Raw genomic sequence first — 24,675 nt, forward strand, 5'->3', positions numbered from 1 at the left:
GGCACAAGCAATTAAACGAGCGCCTTGTTACCATGATCTTCTAACCATTGACGACGATCAGGCGATCGTTTTTTAGCAAGTAGCATATCCATCATTTCCATGGTTTCTACTTCTTCATCAAGCGTAAGCTGCACTAAGCGTCGTGTATTAGGATCCATAGTGGTTTCACGAAGCTGTAACGGATTCATTTCACCCAGACCTTTGAATCGTTGTACGTTTACTTTTCCGCGTTTTTTCTCGGCTTCTATGCGCGCCAAAATAGCGGTTTTCTCTTCTTCATCTAGGGCGTAATAAACTTCTTTGCCAATATCTATTCTAAATAATGGCGGCATTGCAACATACACATGCCCTGTTTTTACTAACTCTGGAAAATGACGAACAAACAGTGCACATAACAATGTTGCAATGTGTAATCCATCCGAGTCAGCATCGGCCAATATACAAATTTTATTGTAGCGCAGTCCCGACATATCTGTTGATTCTGGGTCAATACCCAGTGCCACTGAAATATCATGTACTTCTTGTGATGCTAGTATTTGCCCCGACTCTACTTCCCAAGTATTTAAAATTTTACCACGTAGCGGCATAATTGCCTGAAATTCACGGTCTCGCGCTTGTTTAGCAGAACCACCAGCAGAATCACCTTCCACTAAAAACAGCTCGGTTCGGTCATTATCGGCAGCACTACAATCGGTCAATTTACCTGGTAATGCAGGCCCTGCAGTAACTCGTTTACGTACGACCTTTTTAGCTGCACGCAAACGGCTTTGCGCGTTTGAAATACATAACTCAGCTAATAATTCTGCGGTATCGGTATGTTCATTTAGCCATAAACTAAACGAATCTTTTACAACACCCGATACAAATGCGGCACATGAACGTGATGAAAGTTTTTCTTTGGTTTGCCCTGCAAATTGTGGATCTTGCATTTTAACCGACAATACGTAACTACAACGTTCCCAAATATCATCCGGTGTTAGCTTTACGCCACGAGGTAGTAAATTTCTAAACTCACAAAACTCTCGCATTGCTTCAAGCAAGCCTTGGCGCAGACCATTTACATGTGTACCACCTTGCGCGGTAGGAATTAAATTTACGTAGCTTTCCGCTATTGATTCGCCACCTTCAGGTAGCCATACAACAGCCCAATCAGCGCCTTCAATTGAGCTTTTAAATTCACCTACAAATGGGTCTTGCGGTAATGTTTCAAACCCTTTAACGGCTTCAATTAGGTAGTCTTTTAAGCCAGTTTCGTAAAACCATTCTTTGGTTTCTTTCGTTTGCTTATTAACAAACTTAATACGCAGTCCTGGGCATAAGACCGCTTTGGCTTTTAATAAATGATTAAGTTTGGTAATTGAGTAGTTTGGTGAATCAAAGTAGCTAACATCAGCCCAAAAACGAACGGTGGTACCTGTATTGCGCTTACCAACAGTACCAATTACGCTCAAATCTTCTACTTTATCGCCATTTTCAAATGCCATTCTGTATTGTTGAGCGTCGCGCCTTACGGTTACTTCTACACGTGTAGATAACGCATTTACTACTGAAATACCTACACCGTGTAAACCACCCGAAAATTGATAGTTTTTATTAGAAAACTTACCACCGGCGTGTAACTTAGTGAAAATTAGTTCAACCCCAGGGATACCTTCCTCAGGGTGAATATCAATAGGCATACCACGTCCGTCATCGCTCACTTCGAGCGAGTTATCTTCGTGGAGAATTACGTCGATACGAGTAGCGTGGCCCGCCATAGCTTCATCGACACTGTTATCGATAACCTCTTGGCCTAAATGGTTTGGGCGTACGGTATCGGTGTACATCCCTGGGCGTCGTTTTACCGGATCTAATCCATTAAGTACTTCAATGGCTTCGGCGTTATAATTTTGATCACTCATAGTTTTTGTCTTTATATCCGCTAAGGCTCTAATACGTTTACTAGTTTTATTGTTATATGCGCTAAAGCGTTAATATAGTAACTAACCTCAGTTCAGGCTAACTAGTTTTACGTGATTTTAAGAAAATCTACAATACTTGCAAAGGTGCGTTCAAATTCAACGTAGCTATGATCGCCACCAAACTCTATCAATTGCTTGCATTGCGAATAATATTTTACTGCGTGTTGAAAGTTCAACACTTCATCGCCTGTTTGCTGTAATAAATACAGTAACTCAGGATGTGCTAATTTATCTACAGCGAGTAATTTCAGCGCCTCAATATGACTGTTATTTAAATCGTAATGATAATCTTGATACGGATTATAATTAGGCCCAAGTAACGACTGTAATAAATTATAAGGTGCGACCGCGGGATTAATGACCACTGCAGGAATTTGATAACGCTGCGATAAATACGTGGCAAAAAAACCACCTAACGAGCTACCTAATAAAACGGTATCTGGCGTTAGTAATTGTTCAAGCTCAATTATAGCTTGTAGGGGCTCGTGGTTTAAGTTCGGTACACAATAATCAACGTCATAGTTTGCCATAAGCTCACCAAAGCGCACAGCTTTATATGATTTTTGTGAACTATTAAAGCCATGAATATAAATTACGCGCTTAGCCATACCACTTCCGTTTTTACTTCAACTTTATCTTTTTTACTCTTTATATTTAGCATTCTGTAAGCAGGCCCTGCATTTTTTTGCTCCCACTTTGGAGTGTATTTTACAAACTGCACTGAACTGGCAGGACTTGCATATATAGGCAAGCCTCTAAAATTTTGTTCATAATCGTTGTGTACATGACCATGAAAAAGCGCAGATACATTATTACTATTAACTAAAATATTTAAAAGCTGTGGACCATTTTCTAATAAGTGCTTATCAAGATAGCCATTTATTGGCAGCGGATTATGATGACAAAAGATAACTTTACTATTATTCGAGTTGACTAAAGTATCAGTTATTTCATCTAAATGCGCGCCAGTAACCCATCCTGCGGGCGTGGGCCCTTTAGAATTAATAAGAAGCAGATCAACCCCGTTAGCAATAATATGTTTAGCCGAATTTATTTTTTCGCCACTTATGCGATTAAGCATTACTATTTCATCATGATTACCTGGCACCCAAAATACAGGGCCAGTGATGTCACTGGCATTTATAAGTTCGCTAAATAATAAGTACGATTCGAAACTATGGTCTTGTGTTAAATCACCACCAAAAATTACGCAATCTACTGGCTGCTCAGCGATGTGTGCCAAAGCTTGTTCAAAATGAGCTGCAGTATTTACATTAAAATATTCACCATTTTTATCTGCAAATAAATGGCTGTCGGTAATATGCGCAATGCACAAAGATGATTTATCAAATGTATATGTATCATCAAACCAAGCCATTATTTACATCCCAATTTAATGTTGCTTGCCCGTGCTCTACACAGGCCACTAACCAGTCGTATAAAAAAGCATTAAGTTGATACTTTTCATCTTTTTGATGCATTTTAGGGTTGGGGTATCCGTACGATGGTTTTATGCGTTGATGGTAATCGTGATGAATAATTTCAGCTACTTTCGCATCATGATACAAGCGAGCCGTTAAATACAGCGGCGCTATCCCTTTAACCATTCCTGTTAGCTGCTTAATTGAAATATCCATAGTGTATTTTGCGCTGCCATCAATTTTTGTAGCAAATTCACTGTTGCCAAGTTTTACTTCACGAATGCTTCCTATATTGCGCTCGCTCGGTAACAACTTTAATAGTCGCACATAGTTATGCTCACAAAGTGTTAAATACTTTGGGAGGCTTTGAATATATCGATTTGTTGCTAATTGTGCTGTCAAAGTTCCGCCATAATATTAGTAAGAGTTTATGCCCATTTGCTTGCCATTTTTTCGCGATTTAGCGCAAGCCACTGCATACAAATAACCGTTGCCGCATTATCCATTTCACCGTTATTGAGGCGCATTAGCGCATCATCAACCGATAAAATATGAGTTTTTATATCCTCGCCTTCAGTTTCAAGACCATATACACCTGATTTCACTTGGCTTAAATCAGCACGCGCTAAATATAAATGTAAGCGCTCAGTTGTACCGCCAGGGCTTGATAGGTATGAAAGCATAAATTCAAGTTCAGTTAATTCAAGCCCTGCTTCTTCATACGCTTCTTTTTTTACAACTGATTCGTAATCCGTACTGCCGTCAGTCATTCCGGCTATACATTCTAGTAGCCACGGCGAGTGCTTACTTTTAATAGCGCCAATACGTATTTGCTCAATTAAAAGAACAGTATCTGATATTGGATCGTAAGGGAGTACTGCAATTGCATCGCCACGTTCTAATATTTCTCGGCTAATTAGCTCTGATTTTCCACCCGCAAAAAGAGCATGTTCAAACTGGTATAAATCAACCTGAAAAAAACCTTTATAAAGGTTTTTTATTGGCTTTAAATTTACATCTTTATGTGTAAATTGAACGAGCTTTTTATCAACCACGTGCCTACCTCCTACTTATCTAAAGCTTTAAAATGCGTTAATATATTCTGTTACACTTGAACATACTGTTTTACTAATTATTTTTTTTGTTATGCAGTAAAACAGGTTAACATGCTTTTAGTACAAAAATTGTCTAAGGACCGAACCCCACATGAAAAAGAACATTCTTGCGGCGCTAGTTAGTTTATCATGCGCATTAGGTGCAACAGCAGTGAAAGCTGAAGATTTACTACAAGTTTTTGAAATAGCGACAGCTAACGATCCTACTGTTTTAAAAGCAAAAGCCCAAGCCGATGCGCAGTCTTACCAAAGCGATTTGGCGATGAGTGCACTATTACCTCAAATTGGTTTAACTATGGGTTATACGAAAAGCGATGCAACGTCGTACCAAAGCGTTGGCGACTTATCTAACCAAGTAAAAGTTGAAAGTGATACAGACCAATTCTCTCGCGGTGTAAGTTTAAGCCAAACATTATTTGATTTAGGTGCTTGGAACACTTTAGATATTGCCGATAAGCAAGCTCTACAAGCAAGCGGCCTATATGATGCAGCTAAACAAAATTTAATTGTACGCGTTGCTGAAGGTTATTTTAACGTATTAAGTGCCAGTGATAACCTTGAATTTGTCGAAGCTGAAAAACGTGCCATTGCACGTCAACTTGAGCAAACAAAACAACGTTATGCAGTAGGTTTAACAGCTATAACAGACGTACACGAAGCACAAGCTCAGTTTGATAACTCAGTAGCCCAAGAAATTATTGCCAGTAATGCTGTAGAAACTGCACGCGAGCAACTTCGTGAGATAACTGGTAAATATCACGAAAAATTAGACTTTTTAAATACAGATACTTTCTCAACAACTAAGCCAACTAAGCGCTCAAGCGACTTTGTTAAAGTAGCTGAAGATAAAAATATCAACTTACAAGTCTCTAAAGTAACGGTTGATATTGCAAAAGATCAAATTGAATTAGCAAAAGCAGGTCATTATCCAAAACTAACTCTAAGTGCAAGTTATGGTGACTCTCTTACAGACACTCAAATAAATGGCGCTAATTTTGATGACCAACCGCGTTCAGACTCAAGCTCTGTTGGGCTTAACTTTAGCGTACCTTTATATTCAGGTGGCGCAACGGTTGCTGCAACAAACCAAGCGCGTGCGTTTTACGTATCAGCGAGCCAAGATTATGAAACAAATTACCGCGCAGTCACTCGCACAGTAATTACATCTTATAATCAAGTTGTTTCAGATATTGCGACTTACAAAGCGCTAGAGCAAGCGGTTGTTTCAGCTCAAAGTGCCCTTAAAGCAACTGAAGCCGGTTTTGAAGTAGGTACTCGTACCATTGTTGACGTACTAGTGAGTACGCAAAATTTATACGATGCAAAACGTAACCTTGCTGATGTGCGTTACCGTTATGTGTTATCTACCCTTCGCTTAAAACAAGCTGCGGGTACACTAACAAGTGAAGATTTGGTTGCTATAAACCAAGGTTTAAAATCAGCTTAACTTTTACAGCTAAACATAATATAGATTTATTCGAAGCCAGCATGTAGCTGGCTTTTTGTATTTTATAGCGCTTAGCGTTAAACTATCGTTTTTATTCTCAGAGAGATTTTTGTGGTCACCTCATCTCCTTTTAAAGCATCTTTTTTAGGCCCTCGATACTGGCTAACGTGGGTTGGCGTTTTATTTTTATACTTAATTTCTTGGCTACCACAAAAGCTACAGCTGGCAATGGGTAAGCAACTTGGCCGCTTAGTCCATAAATTTATGAAGCGCCGTCGCCATATTGCAGAAGTAAATATTAAGCTGTGTTTTCCTGATATGAGCGAAGCAGATCAAAAAGACCTTGTACTCAAAAATATGGAAAACACCGGCATTGCAATGGTTGAAACCGGCATGGCTTGGTGGTGGCCGCAGTGGCGAGTAAAAAGTGTATATGGCTCAATCAAAGGTTTGGAACACTTTGAGCGCGTACAGGCATCTGGTAAAGGTGTTTTATTACTTGTACCTCATATTCTGCATCTTGAAATGGCGAGTCGTGTAATGGGATTAAAATGCCAAGGTTTAGGCTTTTACCGCCCTCACAACAACGCTCTAATGGAATACTTTACAACTAATGGCCGCCTTCGTTCTAACGAATACCTAATTGGCCGAAAAGATGTAAAAGGTTTACTAAAATCATTAAAAAACAAAAAAGTATGCTATTACTTACCTGACCAAGATTACGGCCGTAACCGCTGTGAGTTTGTGCCATTTTACGCCGTCCCTGACACAGCAACGACAACAGGTACTCTTATGTTTGCTGGCAGTAAAAACTGCGAAACTATGAGCTTAATCTCGCGTCGTGACGAAAATGGAAAGTATCATTTAGAGGTAGTACCTGAGCTTGAAAACTTCCCAAGTGGTGATGATAAGGCTGATGTTGCACGTGTAAATCAACGCATGGAACAATCTGTTAATGCAGCACCAGAGCAATACATGTGGCTACACCGTCGCTTTAAAACTCGACCGGATAAAAATACCCCTTCTTTTTACAAAAAGTAATGGTATAACAATAATAGGAACAAATAAGGTGGGTAATAATCATGTGGTTTTGGATTAGACATTTATCATTTGCAGCCGTGCTAATAGCACTCGCCGTATACTTCTTAGTGGGTGATGGTTCTGTATTTGATATTAAAAAATCTAAAAATGCAGCCGCCGAAGGATTATCACGCTTTTACTCCTCCATTCGTAACCAAGTAAAAAGTAATAAAGAACGAGATCAATTTGTTTTAAAACTTAAAACACCAGAACAAACCTTGGATAGAGTATTGGCTGAACGTGCGCGAACAGTAGATCCAATGCCTACAAATTGGACTGGAGAAGTTGAACCTAGGCGCTTTGAAAATGGCACGACTCTTAAAGATGTACTTAATCAATATGCTAAAAACGAGGGGATTGAGCTCTACTGGTACTTAAGTAAAGATTACGTAGTTAAAGATCATTTTAGAGTAGACAGTAACTTTACTTCAGCACTGTACCAAATTGGGCGCGCTATAAATGATGACTTTGAGCATGAGGTTTATACTTACTTTTGCCATAAACAAAGAGCAGCGGTTATTACCGAGTTACCATCAGAATTTGTACGTACAAACTGTTTAAAACTAAAGGTTTAAGGGTTTACACATACAAAAACCCAAGCAAGCGCTTGGGTTTTCAATTCAATTCAATTCAATTCAAAAATACTATTCCAAATATTAGTTACGTTAGTAATATCTTGTAAAAACGTTTCTCGCGGGATCAATTTGCCTTTTTGCTCCAAGCTCAACACGTGATAACACGAGCGGTAATCAATATACGCTTTTATCAACTGCTGCTTTTGCTCTTTAGTAATACAACCTATATTTGCCGCATCCGTTAATATTCTTACGTTATCTGAGTAAACTGTAAGCTGTTCAAACTCGTTTGCGTGTTTAAGTACTAAATATTGCGTAATAAACTCAATATCAGCCATGCCACCAACATCTTGTTTTAAATCAAATTGATCAATATTTCCCTTCGCTAGATGGTCGCGCATTTTTTCGCGCATTTTTATTACATCAGCTTTTAGCACGGTATCATCGCGTTGCTGGCAAAGTATATTTTTACGAATTTGTGAAAAACGATCTATCAGATCGTTTTGACCTAAAATTAATCGAGCCCGAACAAGTGCTTGATGCTCCCACGTCCATGCTTGAGTTTGCTGATAGTGATTAAAGCTCTCTAAATTGATAGCCAATAAACCAGAGGCTCCTTCAGGACGTAATCGTGTATCAAGCTCGTATAAAATGCCCGATGCAGTACGGGTATTAAATAAATGCATTAAGCGCTGAGCGAGCTTTAAATAAAACTGGCGAGAATCTATCGGTTTTTCACCATTAGTTAGGCTTGAGCCATCATGATTATGCACAAACACCAAATCTAGATCTGAGTCGTACCCGACTTCTAAGCCACCTGTTTTACCATATGCAATAACAGCAAAACCTTTATTTTCATCATCTGTGCCAGGGGGCATCCCAAAGCGCTTAACAGTGTTATGCCATGCAATATTAACAGCTTGATCAACAATCGCCTCTGCCAGTACGGTTAAATGATCGCTTACTTTCATTACGTCAAGAACACCGGTTGCATCGGCGGCAGCAATTCGTAATTGATGCGTTTGCTTAAATTGCCTAAGCGACTCCATTTGCAGTTCTAAATCGTCATGCTCTATTCGTAAAAAATACTGTCTTATTTCATCTTTATACGCTGTGAGCGGGGTTGGCTTATAAAGAACTGCGGGGTCTATTAGTTCATCAAGTAATATGGGGTAGCGAGAAATATGCTCCCCTATCCATTTGCTATGACAACACAGTAAAACAAGTTGCTTTAATGCACCTTGGTTTTCGTAAAGCAATTCTAAATAGGCAGTACGCGAAATTATCTTATTAAAAATTTGGCAAACCATTGTGAAAGCTGCTGCACTGGCATTAAAGTCATTTAATTGATTTAGTAAAACAGGCATTAACTTATCAAGAGTGTCACGCCCTCGGTTACCTATATTTACCTTAGACAGCCTTAATTTAAAATCGTTAAGGGGTGCTTGCCATTCATCTCTGGCCTCTTTTAAAAAGCTCACATCACCATGATCCCAAGCACTAATAAATGCGCCTTCACAGGTATCAAGTGGCACGGTTTCCTCGCCAATCACAAGTGCAAACTCACCGTTAACTTGTTTCATCACCTTTTCTATAGTGTTTAAAGTGGCAGAAAAATCAGCTTGTTCTAATAATAAATTTAAGCGCTGCTGATTCAATTCATCATCGGGGAGTGTTTGCGTTTGCTGATCGTCAAATATTTGAAGATACTGCTCAACTTTACGTAAATAAAGGTAATTGCGCCTCAGCTCGCTTGCTTCTTGCTCATCTATAACTTGGTTAAGTGCCAACTCATTTAATGCTTTGAGTAAAGATTGGGTTTGCAAATTAGCCTCTCGCCCACCTCTTACCATTTGCAGGGCTTGCACTATAAATTCAACTTCACGAATACCACCAGCGCCTAGTTTTATATTATTAGTTAAGCGTTTACGGCGAACCTCTTGTGCAATCATTAACTTCATTTTACGCAAGGATTCAATCACCGAAAAATCAATATACCGGCGGTAAACAAACGGCTTTAAAAGCTTAATAAATTCATCCCAATACTTATTAGGAGTGCCAATTAAGCGCCCTTTTAACATGGCGTAGCGTTCCCAGTCGCGCCCTTGTTCTTGGTAGTAATCTTCAATGGCATTAAAGCTCATAACCAAAGGGCCGCTTTCGCCAAACGGGCGTAGGCGCATATCAACTCTAAATACTTGCCCATCACCGGTGGCTTGGTTAAGTGCTGCAATCAGTTTTTGTGCAACTTTGGTATAAAACACTTGGGCCTCAAGGCTTCTGCGGCCACCTTGGGTTTTTGTGCTGCGCGGATACGCAAAAATAAGATCAATATCAGAGGAATAATTTAGCTCCTGTCCGCCAAGCTTCCCCATCCCCAATACCATTAGCGGCATTGCTTGGTTTTGCCCATCAAGCGGTTCACCATTTACTTTTGCCACCTGTGCATGCGCCCATTGGTTGGCGCTATTAATTAGCATGTCAGCCAGTTGGCTTATATAATTAATACTATCGGCAATGGGGTTATTACAGCATAAATCTAAAAAGGCGACTTTAAGCCAGTACTTTTCACGATATTGACGAAGTACTTTATGGCACTGTGCTTCATCAAGGTCAGCTAAATTCAGGTTTTTAAAAGGAGAGTCTATTACTCTATTTTGTATTTCGTCTTTGCATAATAGCCAGGTATTTAAATCAGGTTGTGACTCTAAACTGCGCCAAGCAAAGTCGCTTAATGCTAATAACCTTACAACTTCACTTTGTTTACTTTGCTGCGGGTATAACTGTTCAAAGCGCATCAAGCCAAGTTTTTGTAATTGAATAGGAAGTTGCTTTACGTTACTCATCAATCCTCTCTTTTATATCATCAATAACCGTACTAGAATGATTAAAACCTAGAAAGGTTAACTTAATTAGGATCACCATGTCATATTTGTCTTTATCTAACACTAGTTTTATTGCGATTGCCATTAGTTTTGCGGTTATTTGCATAACTATTTTTTGTTTACGAGTTGTCACTCAAATCAAAGCAAAACAAGCGCTTAAAGATGAGTTAGCGCAACACGACAACTTTGCCATGGGTATTAGTTTTGCATCTGAAATATCGGTTGTTATAGCCACTATAGCCTTTTTATTTGACGAAATAAGCGTAAGCACTGCACAGTCAAACCCGTTAAAAGTATTAATTATTATTGTTCTCTTATTCACTTTTATAAAAGTGGGCCATTTAATTCACAGAAAATGGATACTCCACAGATTTAATGAAGAAGCTGCCATACTAAAACAAAATGTATGTGCTGCATTGGTAGACTCAGGAATGTTAATCGCTAACTGTATTATTGCTCTGGGCTTGTACACGTGGACCCACACGCAAGGGTTTAGCAACTTACTTATTGCTTGCGTTAGCTTTTTTACACTTCAGGGGATGTTTGCACTTGATAGCAAAATACGAGAACACCGTTTTGCAAAAGCAAACCAAGGTGCGTCACTACAAAGTAACTTTAACCTAGAAAATACATCTATTGGTATAAGATATGCTGGAAAATCAATTGGCTTAGCGTTGGCTGTATATGCTGGTTTATCTAGCGCAGCATTTCAAAACGGTAAAATGGTTGAAAACATATTTACACTTGTAATGCATTGCGGTGTAATGTGGATACTACTTTACGGCTTAACGTATGTGATAAAAGTTATCTCTTTACCAAATATTGATACGGCTCTTGAAATAGACCATCAAGATAATATTGGGGTAGCATGCATAGAATTTGCTGTTTTTTGTGCTATAGGTTATTTACTTATTAGTATGTTTTCTCTTTAGACCTTTTTTACTGAAAATACAGCAATTAAAACGTCTGCATTTAAGTAATAATGGTAATTACTTAGATGCAACAAGGTCCTAGCTCTATGCCGCCTGAAATAACGAACTATTTGTTAATTGACATAGACAACGAATTTAGCCGCGCATTTGCCGAATACTATGTAAATAGTAATGGCATAACAAAAGCGAGTACACTTATTGCTGCAGGCAGTAATACCCGCCAATTAGTAAAAATGATGTTTGACGAGCTTATTAAAGACTACAGTTATTGCGATCTTGAAAACGAAATAAGCGTTTCTGAGTTAATTAATTATTTAAAAGATCATCACGATTTACACGGAGTCCTTTTCAATAGCACCGATTATTTACTCGCAAGTGATAAGCAGCGCTTTATTTATAACTCCTTACATGAAGAACGCTTTTTAATAAATCTTGATGATACAGGCTATACACTCAGCCGGGTTACCGACGAGACGTTAACGGAACCTTCGCAAAATCATCACGATATAGCACACACCCCACAAGATTTAATAGATCTCGCCGAACAACTTAATAAAAATAAATAATTGCGCACAGCCCCCAGCTTACTTACCATAGCAATATATATTTTACGCTATGTAGTAAGTGACGCCCTATGCGAGTTCCTCATATTTATCAAACATCGAGTATTGCCCTAAACACCCCTGTAACTTTAGATGACGATGCTGCAGGGCATATTGGCAGAGTGCTGCGCATGAAAGTAGGCGAGCATGTATCTATTTTTAATGGCGAAGGTGGCGAATACCTTAGTGAAATAATTGAGGTAACAAAAAAAACAGTCGTCGTAATGCCATTAGAACTTAACCCTCACGATGTAGAATCTCCACTTAAAATTCATTTAGGTCAATGTGTATCTCGTGGTGATAAAATGGATTTTACAATTCAAAAGTCAGTTGAACTAGGTATTACCGAAATCACCCCTATTTTTAGTCAACGCTGTGGTGTGAAACTAATGGGCGATCGTCTTGAGAAAAAACACCAACAATGGCAAAAAATTGCAATTGCTGCGGCTGAGCAGTCAGGGCGTAATTTTGTGCCAATTATTCACCCACCTATAGATTTAAAACAATGGCTTGCACAACAAACCGATGCAATTAAGCTCACTCTTCACCCTCGTGCTGAGCACAGCATTAAAACCATTACGGTACCTAAAGATGGCGTACGCTTTTTAGTAGGCCCCGAAGGTGGCTTTACCGACGATGAAATGGCACTAACCAAACAACTAGAGTTTGTAGATATTCGCTTAGGCCCGCGCGTTTTACGAACGGAAACAGCCGCTTTAACGGTCTTAAGTGCATTACAACTTCAATTTGGCGATTTAGCTAATTGAAATAACTAAAAGCACCCTCATATAAACAGTAACATTTATAGTAAGGCACAGCGCATGGCAATTAAGTTAGGTATTATTTCAGATCCTATTAGTGGATTTAACATCAAAAAAGACACCGGTTTTGCAATGATGATGCAAGCGCAAGAACGTGGCTACGAAATTTATTATATGGAGATGGACGATTTATCTCTTCGTAAAGGTAAGTCGTACGCTACAGCGTCTAAAGCGCAAGTGTTTAATAATGCAGAAAAATGGTATGAGCTTGAAGAAAAAACCACTATAGCCCTTGCCGATCTTGACGTAATTTTAATGCGTAAAGACCCTCCTTTTGATACTGAATACATTTACGCGACGTATATTTTAGAGCGTGCTGAACAAGAAGGTACGTTAATAATTAACAAGCCACAAAGCCTTCGCGATGCTAACGAAAAGCTGTTTACAGCATGGTTTAGCGAGCATACGCCAGACACACTTGTTACACGTAGCCAAAAACAAATTCGTGAATTTTTAGCACAGCATAAAGACATTATTTTAAAGCCGCTTGATGGCATGGGTGGCGCATCGATTTTTCGCATCAGAGAAGACGATGCCAACATTGGTGTAATTTGTGAAACGTTAACCGAGCACGGCAGCCGCTTCGCAATGGTGCAAAATTACATTCCAGAGATCAAACAAGGCGATAAGCGCGTACTAGTAGTTGATGGAGAAGTTATTCCATATTGTTTAGCGCGAATACCACAAAATGGTGAAACACGCGGTAATTTGGCTGCAGGCGGTCGAGGTGAAGCCCGTCCACTTAGCGAATCAGATTTAAAAATAGCGCAAGCTGTTGCACCAACGCTCAAAGAAAAAGGCTTAATATTTGTAGGTTTAGATATTATTGGCGATAAATTAACTGAAATTAACGTAACTGCACCAACGTGCGTACGCGAAATTGAAGCTGCTTATGATATTTCTATCACAGGTATTTTATTTGATGCAATTGAGCGTAAATTAGGTAAGTAATTACCACAATAAAAAGCCCATTAGTTTAAGCCTTTCATGCAATTAATGGGCTTTTTATGTCAATTTAAATAACTATGCCATACTCAAAGTTCATTAACTAAAAAGGGTGAAATCTATGCAGTCATTAGAAAATCATTTTTTAATCGCGATGCCGTCAATGCAAGACCCTTTTTTTAAACGTGCTGTTACCTATATTTGTGAGCACAATGAAGATGGGGCTATGGGCTTGGTAATAAACCAACCTATTGATGTTACTGTTGGCGAACTTTTAGATAAAATAGAAATTGATAACGACAAAACGCAAAACGCTGCAAAAGTAAGTGTGTTTGCAGGTGGGCCCGTTAAAACTGACCGTGGTTTTGTACTGCACTCTCCCCAATCGGGTTATTCAGCAAGTCAAAAACTCAGTAGCGATATTATGATCACTACCTCAAAAGACGTTCTAGCAAACTTAACCACTGCACAAGCACCAGAGCAGTTTATTATTACACTTGGTTATTCAGGGTGGGAGCAAGGACAACTCGAACAAGAGTTACTTGATAACAGCTGGTTGATCATAGAAGCCGATCCGAAGATCATTTTTGATACCCCCGTTGAAAAACGATGGGAAAAAGCAGTTTCAATGTTGGGCTTTGATATTAGCCAACTCAGCCCTGAAGCTGGTCACGCATAATAGTAACTAACCCTTAGCAAACTTAAACAAGATACACATGACAAAAAAATCGCTTAAGCCGCAAGGCGAACGCACTGTAATGGGCTTTGACTTTGGCACCAAAAGTATTGGTATTGCTATTGGGCAAGAGTTAACCGGCAGTGCGTCTAGCCTTAAGGCTGTAAAAGCACAAGATGGCATTCCTAACTGGGACCATATCGCCGTACAAGTAGCCGAGTGGCAGCCTGACTTAATGGTTGTTGGTTTACCACTAAATATGGATGGAACATCACAAGAGGTTACCTTTAAAGCAAAAAAGTTTGCCAACAGATTGCATAATCATTATGGCATTCCTGTGCAAACACAGGATGAGCGCTTAACGACAGCGGATGCTAAAGCGCGACTTTTTGAAAGTGGCGGCTATAAAAACTTAGGTAAAGGTAACGTAGATAATATGTCTGCGGTTATTATTTTAGAAAGCTTTTTTGAATCTAGTTACGGTGAATAAACTGGCTATATAAACAACCCTTTATACAAATAAAAAAAGCGCCAATTGGCGCTTTTTTATTAATTACTTTTAAATTATTGATCGCTATTTTTATCATCAAGGCCATCAATAGTAACGCCCTGTAAAAAGCCCGCACCTTGTTGTTCGTTATTGCGCAGTTTTATCATTAAGCGTAAATCATTTGGTGAGTCAGCATGGTGCAGTGCATCAGCGTAGTTAATTCGCTGCTGTCTGTACAACTCAAATAACGCTTGGTCAAAGGTTTGCATGCCCATTTCTTTCGACTTAGCCATTGCCTCTTTAATTCCGCCAATATCACCATTTTTAATCAGTTCAGCGACCATTGGTGAGTTAAGCAATATTTCAATAGCTGCAACACGGCTTTCACCATCAGCAGTCGGCACTAATTGCTGAGCAACAATGGCACGTAAGTTAAGTGCTAAGTCATACTTAAGCTTATCGTGTTTTTCTTTTGGTACTAAATGCATAATACGGTCAATCGCTTGGTTCGCATTATTAGCATGTAGTGTTGCAACACACAGGTGCCCGGTTTCAGCAAAGCTTAGGGCGTATTCCATGGTTTCTTGCGATCGAATTTCACCAATCAAAATAACATCTGGAGCTTGGCGTAATGAGCTTTTAAGTGCCGACTCAAAGCTTTCTGTATCAAGCCCTACTTCGCGCTGAGTAATAATACTTTTACGATGCTCATGAACAAATTCTATCGGATCTTCAATGGTCAGTATATGACCTCGTTGATTACGGTTTCGATAACCAATAAGTGCAGCTAGTGAGGTCGATTTACCCGTACCTGTACCACCTACAAATAAGACAAGACCGCGTTTAGACATAATTACATCTGTCAGCGTAGACGGCAGACCTAAATCACTCACATCAGGAATTTGCGTCACAATACGGCGAATAACCATACCTGCTCTATCGCGCTGCCAAAAAGCAGAAATACGAAAACGCCCTTCGTCGGTAGCAATCGCAAAGTTACACTCTTTCGTTGTATGAAATTCTGCTTTTTGCTTTTCGCTCATTGCAGATTCTACTAACTCAAGCGATTGCTCATCAGTCAGTCTATCGTCACTAAGAGCTATTAGCTCGCCGTTTATTTTTGCACTTACAGGTAACTGACTCGATACAAATAGGTCAGAACCCTTTTTCTCAATCATTATGAGTAAAAAGTCGTTTAAAGATAAAGCCATAATAATTTCTTACCCACCAAATTGTGTTTTGTCTTGCGCTTTTTCTTTCGCTGCCGTATTTGTAACAATACCGTGATTAACTAAATTAGTTAAACACTGATCCATTGTTTGCATGCCCACAGACGCACCGGTTTGAATAGACGAATACATTTGTGCAATTTTATCTTCACGAATTAAGTTACGAATAGCAGGGACTGCAATCATAATTTCGTGTGCTGCAACTCGCCCACCACCAATTTTTTTAAGCAGTGTTTGTGAAATTACCGCACGTAAAGATTCAGATAACATTGAGCGTACCATAGCTTTTTCTTCACCTGGGAATACATCAATAATACGGTCAATAGTTTTTGGTGCAGATGTTGTATGTAGCGTGCCAAACACTAAGTGACCCGTTTCAGCAGCGGTCATTGCAAGACGAATTGTTTCTAAATCACGTAACTCACCCACAAGTATTACATCAGGGTCTTCACGCAATGCACTACGTAGCGCGTTTGAAAAGCTATGTGTATCGCGGTGAACTTCACGTTGGTTAATTAAACTTAATTTATTATCGTGAACAAACTCGATTGGATCTTCGATTGTTAGTATATGGTGATGTTTATTTTGATTTATATAATCGACCATAGCGGCAAGTGTTGTTGATTTACCAGAGCCCGTTGGGCCTGTCACTAACACGAGTCCACGTGGGGTATCGGAGATTGTTTTAAAAATATCTGGCGCACCTAAATCATCAAGCGTTAACACTTCACTTGGTATGGTACGAAATACCGCAGCAGGGCCGCGATTAGAGTTAAATGCATTCACACGAAAACGTGCTAAATTAGGCACTTCAAACGAAAAATCCACTTCGAGATTTTGTTCGTAGTCCTTGCGTTGATTATCGTTCATAATATCGTAAACCAGACTGTTTACGTCTTTATCTGCAAGGGCTGGTATATTAATGCGGCGAACATCACCGTCTACGCGTATCATAGGTGAAACACCCGATGATAAATGTAAATCGGATGCTTTGTGTTGCACACTAAACGCTAATAATTCGGTAATATCCATTTATGACTCCACAACTAACTGATAAATATATGGTTACAATAGCAGAACGACTCACATCCGCCTACGCTAGAATTGCAGACGCGGCAAAAAACGCACAGCGAAACACTAACGAAGTTACTCTACTAGCAGTGTCTAAAACTAAACCAAGCGAAGATGTTATTGCAGCTTATGAGCATGGCCAGCGCGAATTTGGTGAATCTTATGTTCAAGAGGCTATAGATAAAATAGCTCAACTACAGTCATATAGCGATATCATTTGGCATTTCATTGGACCTATTCAATCAAATAAAAGTGCTTTAGTGGCTGCCAACTTTGATTGGGTGCAAAGTGTTGATCGCATAAAAATAGCAAAGCGATTAGATTCCCAGCGGCCAGGCGATAAACAGCCTCTTAATATACTTATTCAAGTAAATATAAGCGAAGAAGAAGCTAAATCGGGTTGTAGTGTTGGGCAAATTTCTGAACTTGCCGATTTTATTAACCAATGTGAGCACTTAACACTTCGCGGTTTAATGGCAATTCCGGCTAAAAGTGACGATCTGGATACGCAAATTCAATCTTTTGAGCAATTACAAACTTGCTTTGATAAACTAAAGACCCAATATCCTCAAGTAGATACTTTGTCGATGGGTATGAGCGGTGATGTTGAAGCTGCCATTAGTGCAGGTTCAACCATGGTAAGAGTCGGCACAGACATTTTTGGAACACGAACTTAAAAGGTGATAACAGATTTATGTCAGATAAAAAAATCGCATTTATAGGCACAGGTAATATGAGCTACGCCATTATTGGTGGCATGGTAAAAAACGGCTTTAACGCAAGTAACATAATTGCGACTAACCGCAACCAAGAAAAGCTTGAAAAGGTAGCATTTGATTTCAAGGTGCAAACCACCAGTGACAATAACGAAGCCCTGCGCGATGCTGATGTAATTGTTTTGTCTGTTAAACCACAAATGATGGGCGATTTATGTAAATCGTTTCAAGAGTCGGGCGTAGATTTTAGCGATAAACTGTTTATTTCTGTTGCGGCGGGCTTAACTGTAAAACGTTTGCGTGAAATGCTAGGCCAAGACGTTAAAATGGTACGTTGCATGCCAAACACGCCATCTTTATTAGGTCGCGGAGTATCAGGTTTATATGGTGCGGGCGAAACACCAAGCGAACACGAATTTGTACAACAAGTTTTTGAATGCACGGGCATTGTTGTATGGGTGGAAAAAGAGTCACAAATTAACGATATTATTGCTGTAACCGGCTCATCACCTGCTTACTTTTTCTTATTTATGGAAGCCATAGAAGAAAAAGCAAAAGCGCTGGGCTTTAACGATGAAGACGCTCGTCGCCTGGTACAACAAACAGCCCTTGGCGCTGCCGAAATGGCACTTAGCCAGCCTGATATTAGTATTTCGCAACTACGTTCAAACGTAACATCTAAAGGCGGCACTACTCACGCAGCTGTTGAGCACTTAAAAGACGAAGGCTTAACTAAAACCGTTGGCGATGCAATGGATGCGTGTATTGCGCGTGCAGAGCAAATGGAAAAAGAACTTTAAAACCACTTTTTATTGAAGGTTACACTATGAATGCCATGCAATTTTTAATCAGTACCCTGTTTGATTTGTTTTTAATGGTGGTATTACTGCGCTTTTGGCTGCAGTGGGCAAAAGCCGACTTTTATAATCCAATGAGCCAGTTTGTGGTTAAAGCCACGTCGTTTGCGGTAAAACCACTGCGTAAAATCATTCCGGGGTTTGGCGGACTTGATTTAGCATCTCTGTTGCTGGCATTTATAGTGGCTGTAGCCAAAATTAGTACTTTAATGCTTGTTATATATAATGCGTGGGCAATACAGCCTGTACTTATTCAAGCACTTATAACGGTACTAAAAGAAGGCCTTAATTTAGTATTTTGGGTACTTATTATTCGCGCTATTTTAAGTTGGGTTAGCCAAGGTTATAACCCTATAGAAGCGGTTTTCCACCAGCTTACTGAACCAATGCTAAAACCAATTCGTAAAATATTACCATCAATGGGTGGCTTAGATTTATCAGTTTTAGTGCTTATTATTGGTATTCAGTTTTTGCAAATGCTGCTTATGGATTTTTTAGTCTAATATAGATTTTTTAATTAGAGGCCCAAAGGCCTCTTTTTTATATGTTTTGAGGAATACATAATGAACCGTTTAATTAAGTTTTGTTTTATTGCTTGTTTAGCATTTGCATTTAACGCGCAAAGCGAAGAAATGCAGGGCGCACAATACAAAGAGCTTGGCCCTTGGCAAGTGCATTACATCGCTTTTCCTTCTACTTTTATTCAGCCAAAAATAGCAAAAGCGTATGGCCTTGAGCGAAGCGGATACAAAGGCATTTTGAATATTTCTGTTTTAAAAAATGATGCCGAAAACACAGCCCAAACGGCAAAGATTACAGGCACAGCTAAAAACCTACTTGGCAACAAGCAAACGCTTACTTTTAAAGAAGTAAAAGAAGGTGAGTCAATTTATTACCTTGCCCAAGTTGATTACACCAACGAAGAGATTTTACGCTTTGAGATTGAAATACAACAAAGTAATCAATTTCAAAAATTACAGTTTCAGCAAAAATTTTACGTAGATTAATAACATGACCAAAACTTTAGTACTTGCTACAGGTAACCCTGGCAAAGTAAAAGAGCTAGCTAACATGCTAAGCCCTTTGAATATTAATGTAGTTCCACAGAGCGATTTTAACGTAGGTGAAGTTGCCGAAACCGGCACTACCTTTGTTGAAAATGCCATTATTAAAGCGCGCCATGCTGCTAAAATTACTGGCATGCCTGCTATTGCCGATGACTCAGGTTTGGAAGTTGATGGCCTAAATGGCGCACCCGGTGTTTACTCAGCCCGTTTTGCAGGCCCAGGTGCCAGCGATCAAGATAACATTGATAAGTTACTCGTAGATTTAGGTGATAATCCTATTCGCAGTGCACGTTTTTGGTGTGTACTGGTGTTAATGCGCCACGCAGACGACCCTACTCCGCTTATTTGTAGTGCTAGTTGGGAGGGCGAAATTACGCTCACTCAAAATGGCAACGGTGGATTTGGTTACGATCCTGTGTTTTTTGTAGCAGAGAAAAATTGTACGAGTGCTGAGCTTACAAAAGAGCAAAAAAATGCAGTGAGTCATCGCGGACAAGCGCTGCAAAAATTATTACTAGAACTACAGCAAAAAGGCGGCCTGTGAACCTTCCACCACTGAGCTTATATGTGCATGTGCCTTGGTGCGTGCAAAAATGCCCGTACTGCGATTTTAATAGCCACGGACAAAAAGGTGAAATACCTGAAGCTGAATATGTTCAACACTTAATTGATGACTTAAAAGCAGATTTGCACTTAGTGCAAGGACGTAAAATTCACAGCATTTTTATTGGTGGCGGCACACCAAGCTTATTAACTGGTGCAGCTTATACCCGTTTATTAAATGAAGTCGACAACCTAATTGGGCTTGAAGAACACTGCGAAATCACCCTTGAAGCCAACCCTGGTACAGTAGAAACAGGTCGCTTTAAAGATTACGTAAAAGCAGGCATTAACCGTATTTCTATCGGTGTGCAAAGCATGCAAAACGACAAGTTAAAAGCACTTGGTCGGATTCATGGCAGCGACGAGGCAAACTATGCCGCGCAACAAGCTAAAGAAGCCGGTTTAAATAGCTTTAACCTTGATTTAATGCATGGCTTACCTGGGCAAACACTTGATGATGCTCTGAGTGATTTAAAACAAATAATAGCGCTCGATCCACCGCATATATCTTGGTATCAACTAACTATTGAACCCAATACTCAGTTTGCTTCAAAGCCCCCTACCTTGCCACAAGATGAAACACTGTGGGACATTCAAGAACAAGGGGTTGAGTTACTCGCGCAAGCAGGTTACGTGCAATACGAAATATCGGGCTATGCAAAACCGGGCTATCAATGCCAACATAACTTAAATTATTGGCGTTTTGGCGATTATCTCGGTATTGGCTGCGGCGCACATGGTAAGGTTACTGATGCAAATACAGGGCTTATAACGCGTACCGAAAAGGTTAAACATCCACGCGGCTATATGGATTTAATTAAACCATATATGTATAAAAGCTGGCATGTAGAGCAGGACGATTTAGCGTTTGAATTTTTTATGAATCGCTTTCGCCTTGTTGAGCCTTGCCCAATTAATGATTTTAATAAACTAACAACACTGCCGCTGCAAAGTCAGCAAAGTGCATTAAACCAAGCAATAAATAAAGGTTTATTGACTCAAACAGACAGCCATTGGCAGGTAACCTTAAAAGGTCATCGCTTTTTAAATGACCTGCTAGAATTGTTTGTGTAGCGCTAAGGCACTGCACAACAATATAAAACTAATAAATATAAATCACCCTAATGGGTTTCTAACAACAAAAGGGAAAACAATGCGTAAACTCACTTTTATTGCGGCCGCAGTAAGCGTTGCACTACTTGCTGGCTGCCAGCAAACAACACAACAATCTACTTCAGCCCCTATTGCACAAGCAGTTCAATCACAACAAAGTGAAATAGACAAAGCCAATGCATTTTTTGAAGATACATTTAACCGCGATGTAATGAGCAGCCCTGTATATCAAACATACATGGGGATTAAGCAAGATTACGATAAATGGGACGATGGCAGCGAAGAAAGAAAGCTTAAAGATTTAGCACAAACAAAAGCTGACCTAGTTGCATTAAAAGCAATTAATCGTGATCTATTAGATGATGCAACAAAAGTTAGCTACGACTTAAAAAAACAGGATCTTGAAAGCTCAATTGCTGACTTTAAATGGCGCTACCATAATTACCCTGTGAACCAAATGTTTGGTACGCATTCTATGATCCCTGCGTTTTTAATTAATCAGCACTCAATTAGTAATGTAAAAGAAGCTAAAGACTACATTTCACGCCTAAATGGTGTAACTGGTGTTATTGATCAGCTTATCGTTGATTTAACTGTACGTGCAGAAAAAGGCATCATAGCCCCTAAATTTGTATTCCCGCATGTTATTGATTCAAGCAAAAACATTATTCACGGTGCACCGTTTGAAAAAGGCGATGATTCTACATTGCTTGCTGACTTTAAACGCAAAGTAACAGCGCTTGAAATTAGCCAAGACGAAAAAGACTCGTTAATCAGCGATGCATCAGATGCATTAAAATCGGCTGTTAAACCATCTTACTCTAAGCTAATTAATTACCTAGCGCAGCTTGAGAAACGTGCTGATGATCGCGATGGCGCATGGAAATTACCAGATGGCAAAGCGTTTTATAACAACGCACTTAAGCGCACTACGACAACAGATTTAACGGCTAAAGAAATTCATGCAATTGGTTTATCTGAAGTGACACGTATTCATGATGAAATGCGTGAAATTAAAGATAAAGTAGGCTTTAAAGGCGACTTAAAAGCGTTTATGCAGTTTATGAAAACTGACAAACAATTTTACTACCCTAATGATGCACAAGGTAAGCAACGCTACCTTGATGAAGCCACTGGACTTATTGATACAATGAAAACACGCTTAGATGAGTTATTCATTGTTAAACCAAAAGCTGATTTAAAAGTAAAAGCAGTTGAAGCATTCCGTGAAAAAGCAGCGGGCAAGGCATTTTACCAACAGCCAGCTCCAGATGGTTCACGCCCAGGTATTTACTACGCTAACCTTTATGACATGGAAGCTATGCCAACATATCAAATGGAAGCACTTGCTTACCACGAAGGTATTCCGGGTCACCACATGCAAATCGCTATTTCGCAAGAACTAGAAGGCGTTCCTAAGTTCCGTAAATTTGGTGGTTACACAGCGTATATTGAAGGTTGGGGTTTATACTCAGAGTTCATTCCTAAAGAAATGGGCATGTACTCAGACCCTTACTCAGATTTTGGTCGTCTTTCAATGGAGCTATGGCGCGCATGTCGTCTAGTGGTTGATACGGGTATTCACGCGATGAAGTGGACTCGCCAAGAAGGTATTGATTACTACGTAAATAACACGCCTAATGCAACATCTGACGGTGTTAAAATGGTTGAGCGTCACATTGTAATGCCTTCACAAGCAACGGCTTATAAAGTGGGTATGCTTAAGATTTTAGAGCTTCGTGAAGACGCTAAAAAGCAACTGGGTGATAAGTTTGATATTCGCCAGTTCCACGACGTAGTGCTTAAAAATGGTCCTGTACCACTAAATGTACTAGAGAACTTTGTTAATGAATGGGTAGCAAGCAAAAAAGCTTAAAACCAATTTAAACAATTGCTTTAAATATGAAAGGTCGCATTTGCGGCCTTTTTTGTTTTATAGTAGTAAAAAAGATTTTTGGAAATAATAATGGATTTAAGCATACAACTACTTAATGCGCGTATTTCAAAGCAACAGTTAAATGAGCTCGATAACGACTTTAAGCAGTTAAGCCCTGCTCAGCAAACTTTGCAGCTTAACCATTTATATGACAGCGCCCAACGGTTAAGTGTTAAGTATAACTTTATGCAAAACATAGCAACGCGGATATTAAGCTCTAACACAGCGCCTTCTCCATTTATTAATCAACTCACTAATATTGACGCATTGAGCTTTTTTACCCCTGCGCTGAAAGTAAATAAAGGCTTTTTAGTACAAGATACACAAGGAAATAACGTACTGCACAATGTGTTTAAGCATGCCGATGCTACAAAGCTGCCATTTAACTATGTGCGCTCTTTGATGTTGTTTGAATCAAATGATGAGTTAGCTAAAGCGCTGGCGCAGCCCAACTCTCATGGCTTAACACCGGTTGCCTGCTACATAGCCTATGCAAATAAACCTAGCACACCGGTAAAGTATGAATTTTCAGCTTTGTTAGCATTAATGGAAATAGAGCAAAAACAAAATCCTAACGCTAAACAACAGCTTGCCAACGTAATAAAAAGGCAAAAAGTTAACGAGACCACAATTTTACTGAGCGCCGCTTACTTGCAACGCTCAACGGCGCAAGTTGCTCACTTAATCAAGGCGCTTTAATTCACTCACAACTTCTGTACGCACTCTGTCTATGGCATGTGTAATAGATTGCGCAGCACTTTGGTGATCAACCATATTTGGCCAATTTGTTTGCCAGACCTTTTGTAAGTCTTTTGTTTTTAAATGTACTTCATCAACGGCTAAGTAGTTTAAGTCATGAATTAAGTTAACTTTAACCCAGCCTTTTCTGGGGCTGCCATCTATTTTGTTATTATCGTAATGTGCCGCAAATACAATAAGCTCAAGCTCGGCTAGTTCTTGTAAGATTTGAAAGCTAGCAATGCGTGTATTGTTGTTATCTTCACTTGCCTCCATCCGCCATGCATTATAACTAAAGCCTATAAACGCAAATACTACGCTCGCTATAGCAGTGAAAAAATACGAACGGGGCGCCAGTACAAACTGACCATATTTAGACTCTGACATATTATTTC

General features: G+C 39.5%; 26 protein-coding genes. 17 read left to right on the plus strand and 9 right to left on the minus strand.

From position 1 onward, the window contains the following. Positions 1–11: 11 nt before the first annotated feature. The 5 genes from parE to H5157_RS11410 form a co-directional block, all read right to left on the minus strand. Positions 12–1,901: a DNA topoisomerase IV subunit B gene (gene parE / locus H5157_RS11390; RefSeq protein ID WP_002961961.1), complete on the minus strand. Its 1,890-nt coding sequence runs from the start codon at positions 1,899–1,901 to the stop codon at positions 12–14. Positions 1,902–2,008: 107 nt separating this feature from the next. Further along, positions 2,009–2,569, minus strand: a complete 561-nt coding sequence (locus H5157_RS11395) for a YqiA/YcfP family alpha/beta fold hydrolase (RefSeq protein WP_002961960.1) — start codon at positions 2,567–2,569, stop codon at positions 2,009–2,011. Next, the gene (locus tag H5157_RS11400) at positions 2,554–3,339 is read right to left on the minus strand and encodes a metallophosphoesterase (protein ID WP_182724705.1); all 786 of its coding nucleotides are present in this window, start codon (positions 3,337–3,339) and stop codon (positions 2,554–2,556) included. Before H5157_RS11400 ends, H5157_RS11395 begins: the two co-directional genes overlap by 16 nt. Further along, positions 3,326–3,784 carry a DUF1249 domain-containing protein gene (locus H5157_RS11405; RefSeq protein WP_002961958.1) on the minus strand — a complete coding sequence of 153 codons (459 nt, stop codon included), beginning with the start codon at positions 3,782–3,784 and terminating at the stop codon, positions 3,326–3,328. Before H5157_RS11405 ends, H5157_RS11400 begins: the two co-directional genes overlap by 14 nt. A gap of 26 nt (positions 3,785–3,810) precedes the next feature. Next, entirely contained in the window at positions 3,811–4,437 is a 627-nt protein-coding gene (locus H5157_RS11410) for an NUDIX domain-containing protein (protein ID WP_002961957.1), read from the minus strand. A 151-nt stretch (positions 4,438–4,588) separates the two neighbouring features. On the opposite strand from H5157_RS11410, the gene tolC reads away from it, so the two are divergent. From tolC to H5157_RS11425, 3 genes are all read left to right on the plus strand, one after another. Continuing rightward, positions 4,589–5,944: an outer membrane channel protein TolC gene (tolC, locus tag H5157_RS11415; protein ID WP_002961956.1), complete on the plus strand. Its 1,356-nt coding sequence runs from the start codon at positions 4,589–4,591 to the stop codon at positions 5,942–5,944. A 111-nt stretch (positions 5,945–6,055) separates the two neighbouring features. Beyond that, complete coding sequence (gene lpxL, locus H5157_RS11420) at positions 6,056–6,985, plus strand: LpxL/LpxP family Kdo(2)-lipid IV(A) lauroyl/palmitoleoyl acyltransferase (RefSeq protein WP_182724706.1); 930 nt, start codon at positions 6,056–6,058, stop codon at positions 6,983–6,985. Positions 6,986–7,026: 41 nt separating this feature from the next. After that, positions 7,027–7,599: a toxin co-regulated pilus biosynthesis Q family protein gene (locus tag H5157_RS11425; RefSeq protein WP_002961954.1), complete on the plus strand. Its 573-nt coding sequence runs from the start codon at positions 7,027–7,029 to the stop codon at positions 7,597–7,599. A 50-nt stretch (positions 7,600–7,649) separates the two neighbouring features. Here H5157_RS11425 and glnE read toward each other — a convergent pair whose 3' ends face one another. Continuing rightward, the gene (gene glnE, locus H5157_RS11430) at positions 7,650–10,445 is read right to left on the minus strand and encodes a bifunctional [glutamate--ammonia ligase]-adenylyl-L-tyrosine phosphorylase/[glutamate--ammonia-ligase] adenylyltransferase (protein ID WP_165723829.1); all 2,796 of its coding nucleotides are present in this window, start codon (positions 10,443–10,445) and stop codon (positions 7,650–7,652) included. Positions 10,446–10,522: 77 nt separating this feature from the next. On the opposite strand from glnE, the gene H5157_RS11435 reads away from it, so the two are divergent. The 6 genes from H5157_RS11435 to ruvX all read left to right on the plus strand — a co-directional run bounded on the left by H5157_RS11435 (position 10,523) and on the right by ruvX (position 14,950). Beyond that, entirely contained in the window at positions 10,523–11,416 is an 894-nt protein-coding gene (locus H5157_RS11435) for a hypothetical protein (protein WP_002961952.1), read from the plus strand. Positions 11,417–11,481: 65 nt separating this feature from the next. Further along, positions 11,482–11,982, plus strand: a complete 501-nt coding sequence (locus H5157_RS11440; RefSeq protein WP_082007357.1) for a hypothetical protein — start codon at positions 11,482–11,484, stop codon at positions 11,980–11,982. Between the two features lie 68 nt (positions 11,983–12,050). Then, positions 12,051–12,785, plus strand: coding sequence for a 16S rRNA (uracil(1498)-N(3))-methyltransferase (gene rsmE / locus H5157_RS11445; protein WP_002961950.1), 735 nt, complete (start codon positions 12,051–12,053; stop codon positions 12,783–12,785). Positions 12,786–12,839: 54 nt separating this feature from the next. Continuing rightward, positions 12,840–13,790, plus strand: coding sequence for a glutathione synthase (gene gshB, locus H5157_RS11450; protein ID WP_002961949.1), 951 nt, complete (start codon positions 12,840–12,842; stop codon positions 13,788–13,790). 115 nt (positions 13,791–13,905) lie between these two features. Next, positions 13,906–14,463 (plus strand): YqgE/AlgH family protein, encoded by a 558-nt coding sequence (locus H5157_RS11455; protein WP_002961948.1) that lies wholly within the window; start codon positions 13,906–13,908, stop codon positions 14,461–14,463. A gap of 37 nt (positions 14,464–14,500) precedes the next feature. Then, positions 14,501–14,950 carry a Holliday junction resolvase RuvX gene (ruvX, locus tag H5157_RS11460; RefSeq protein WP_002961947.1) on the plus strand — a complete coding sequence of 150 codons (450 nt, stop codon included), beginning with the start codon at positions 14,501–14,503 and terminating at the stop codon, positions 14,948–14,950. 74 nt (positions 14,951–15,024) lie between these two features. On the opposite strand, the gene H5157_RS11465 is transcribed toward ruvX, so the two are convergent. Next, positions 15,025–16,161 (minus strand): PilT/PilU family type 4a pilus ATPase, encoded by a 1,137-nt coding sequence (locus H5157_RS11465; RefSeq protein ID WP_002961946.1) that lies wholly within the window; start codon positions 16,159–16,161, stop codon positions 15,025–15,027. A 9-nt stretch (positions 16,162–16,170) separates the two neighbouring features. Next, entirely contained in the window at positions 16,171–17,211 is a 1,041-nt protein-coding gene (locus tag H5157_RS11470; protein ID WP_024596218.1) for a type IV pilus twitching motility protein PilT, read from the minus strand. A 2-nt stretch (positions 17,212–17,213) separates the two neighbouring features. On the opposite strand from H5157_RS11470, the gene H5157_RS11475 reads away from it, so the two are divergent. The 8 genes from H5157_RS11475 to H5157_RS11510 all read left to right on the plus strand — a co-directional run bounded on the left by H5157_RS11475 (position 17,214) and on the right by H5157_RS11510 (position 24,241). Further along, a complete protein-coding gene (locus tag H5157_RS11475) occupies positions 17,214–17,927 on the plus strand; it encodes a YggS family pyridoxal phosphate-dependent enzyme (RefSeq protein ID WP_182724707.1) in 714 nt (237 codons plus the stop codon). 17 nt (positions 17,928–17,944) lie between these two features. Further along, positions 17,945–18,766 (plus strand): pyrroline-5-carboxylate reductase, encoded by an 822-nt coding sequence (gene proC / locus H5157_RS11480; protein WP_039488316.1) that lies wholly within the window; start codon positions 17,945–17,947, stop codon positions 18,764–18,766. A gap of 26 nt (positions 18,767–18,792) precedes the next feature. Beyond that, positions 18,793–19,326: a YggT family protein gene (locus tag H5157_RS11485; RefSeq protein ID WP_002962568.1), complete on the plus strand. Its 534-nt coding sequence runs from the start codon at positions 18,793–18,795 to the stop codon at positions 19,324–19,326. Between the two features lie 60 nt (positions 19,327–19,386). Next, positions 19,387–19,830: a DUF4426 domain-containing protein gene (locus H5157_RS11490; RefSeq protein ID WP_182724708.1), complete on the plus strand. Its 444-nt coding sequence runs from the start codon at positions 19,387–19,389 to the stop codon at positions 19,828–19,830. 4 nt (positions 19,831–19,834) lie between these two features. Further along, positions 19,835–20,434: an XTP/dITP diphosphatase gene (locus H5157_RS11495; RefSeq protein WP_039488314.1), complete on the plus strand. Its 600-nt coding sequence runs from the start codon at positions 19,835–19,837 to the stop codon at positions 20,432–20,434. Continuing rightward, entirely contained in the window at positions 20,431–21,567 is a 1,137-nt protein-coding gene (gene hemW, locus H5157_RS11500) for a radical SAM family heme chaperone HemW (protein ID WP_002962575.1), read from the plus strand. The genes H5157_RS11495 and hemW overlap by 4 nt, the downstream gene beginning before the upstream one ends. A gap of 79 nt (positions 21,568–21,646) precedes the next feature. Further along, positions 21,647–23,482, plus strand: coding sequence for a DUF885 family protein (locus H5157_RS11505; protein ID WP_182724709.1), 1,836 nt, complete (start codon positions 21,647–21,649; stop codon positions 23,480–23,482). Between the two features lie 90 nt (positions 23,483–23,572). Beyond that, positions 23,573–24,241: a hypothetical protein gene (locus H5157_RS11510; protein ID WP_182724710.1), complete on the plus strand. Its 669-nt coding sequence runs from the start codon at positions 23,573–23,575 to the stop codon at positions 24,239–24,241. Here H5157_RS11510 and H5157_RS11515 read toward each other — a convergent pair. Continuing rightward, complete coding sequence (locus H5157_RS11515; RefSeq protein ID WP_182712849.1) at positions 24,224–24,667, minus strand: hypothetical protein; 444 nt, start codon at positions 24,665–24,667, stop codon at positions 24,224–24,226. The genes H5157_RS11510 and H5157_RS11515 overlap by 18 nt on opposite strands. Between the last annotated feature and the right edge of the window lie 8 nt (positions 24,668–24,675).

This window comes from Pseudoalteromonas sp. SG43-3, assembly GCF_014164385.1.
In the GTDB taxonomy this organism is placed as follows: Bacteria; Pseudomonadota; Gammaproteobacteria; order Enterobacterales; family Alteromonadaceae; genus Pseudoalteromonas; species Pseudoalteromonas distincta.

Bases quoted from the DNA above. Each gene is read 5' to 3' on its own strand.
- parE (WP_002961961.1), bottom strand. From the start codon at position 1,901: ATGAGTGATCAAAATTATAACGCCGAAGCCATTGAAGTACTTAATGGA.
- H5157_RS11395 (WP_002961960.1), bottom strand. From the start codon at position 2,569: ATGGCTAAGCGCGTAATTTATATTCATGGCTTTAATAGTTCACAAAAA.
- H5157_RS11400 (WP_182724705.1), bottom strand. From the start codon at position 3,339: ATGGCTTGGTTTGATGATACATATACATTTGATAAATCATCTTTGTGC.
- tolC (WP_002961956.1), top strand. From the start codon at position 4,589: ATGAAAAAGAACATTCTTGCGGCGCTAGTTAGTTTATCATGCGCATTA.
- H5157_RS11425 (WP_002961954.1), top strand. From the start codon at position 7,027: ATGTGGTTTTGGATTAGACATTTATCATTTGCAGCCGTGCTAATAGCA.
- glnE (WP_165723829.1), bottom strand. From the start codon at position 10,445: ATGAGTAACGTAAAGCAACTTCCTATTCAATTACAAAAACTTGGCTTG.
- H5157_RS11435 (WP_002961952.1), top strand. From the start codon at position 10,523: ATGTCATATTTGTCTTTATCTAACACTAGTTTTATTGCGATTGCCATT.
- H5157_RS11440 (WP_082007357.1), top strand. From the start codon at position 11,482: ATGCAACAAGGTCCTAGCTCTATGCCGCCTGAAATAACGAACTATTTG.
- rsmE (WP_002961950.1), top strand. From the start codon at position 12,051: ATGCGAGTTCCTCATATTTATCAAACATCGAGTATTGCCCTAAACACC.
- gshB (WP_002961949.1), top strand. From the start codon at position 12,840: ATGGCAATTAAGTTAGGTATTATTTCAGATCCTATTAGTGGATTTAAC.
- H5157_RS11455 (WP_002961948.1), top strand. From the start codon at position 13,906: ATGCAGTCATTAGAAAATCATTTTTTAATCGCGATGCCGTCAATGCAA.
- ruvX (WP_002961947.1), top strand. From the start codon at position 14,501: ATGACAAAAAAATCGCTTAAGCCGCAAGGCGAACGCACTGTAATGGGC.
- H5157_RS11465 (WP_002961946.1), bottom strand. From the start codon at position 16,161: ATGGCTTTATCTTTAAACGACTTTTTACTCATAATGATTGAGAAAAAG.
- H5157_RS11470 (WP_024596218.1), bottom strand. From the start codon at position 17,211: ATGGATATTACCGAATTATTAGCGTTTAGTGTGCAACACAAAGCATCC.
- H5157_RS11475 (WP_182724707.1), top strand. From the start codon at position 17,214: ATGACTCCACAACTAACTGATAAATATATGGTTACAATAGCAGAACGA.
- proC (WP_039488316.1), top strand. From the start codon at position 17,945: ATGTCAGATAAAAAAATCGCATTTATAGGCACAGGTAATATGAGCTAC.
- H5157_RS11485 (WP_002962568.1), top strand. From the start codon at position 18,793: ATGAATGCCATGCAATTTTTAATCAGTACCCTGTTTGATTTGTTTTTA.
- H5157_RS11490 (WP_182724708.1), top strand. From the start codon at position 19,387: ATGAACCGTTTAATTAAGTTTTGTTTTATTGCTTGTTTAGCATTTGCA.
- H5157_RS11495 (WP_039488314.1), top strand. From the start codon at position 19,835: ATGACCAAAACTTTAGTACTTGCTACAGGTAACCCTGGCAAAGTAAAA.
- H5157_RS11505 (WP_182724709.1), top strand. From the start codon at position 21,647: ATGCGTAAACTCACTTTTATTGCGGCCGCAGTAAGCGTTGCACTACTT.
- H5157_RS11510 (WP_182724710.1), top strand. From the start codon at position 23,573: ATGGATTTAAGCATACAACTACTTAATGCGCGTATTTCAAAGCAACAG.
- H5157_RS11515 (WP_182712849.1), bottom strand. From the start codon at position 24,667: ATGTCAGAGTCTAAATATGGTCAGTTTGTACTGGCGCCCCGTTCGTAT.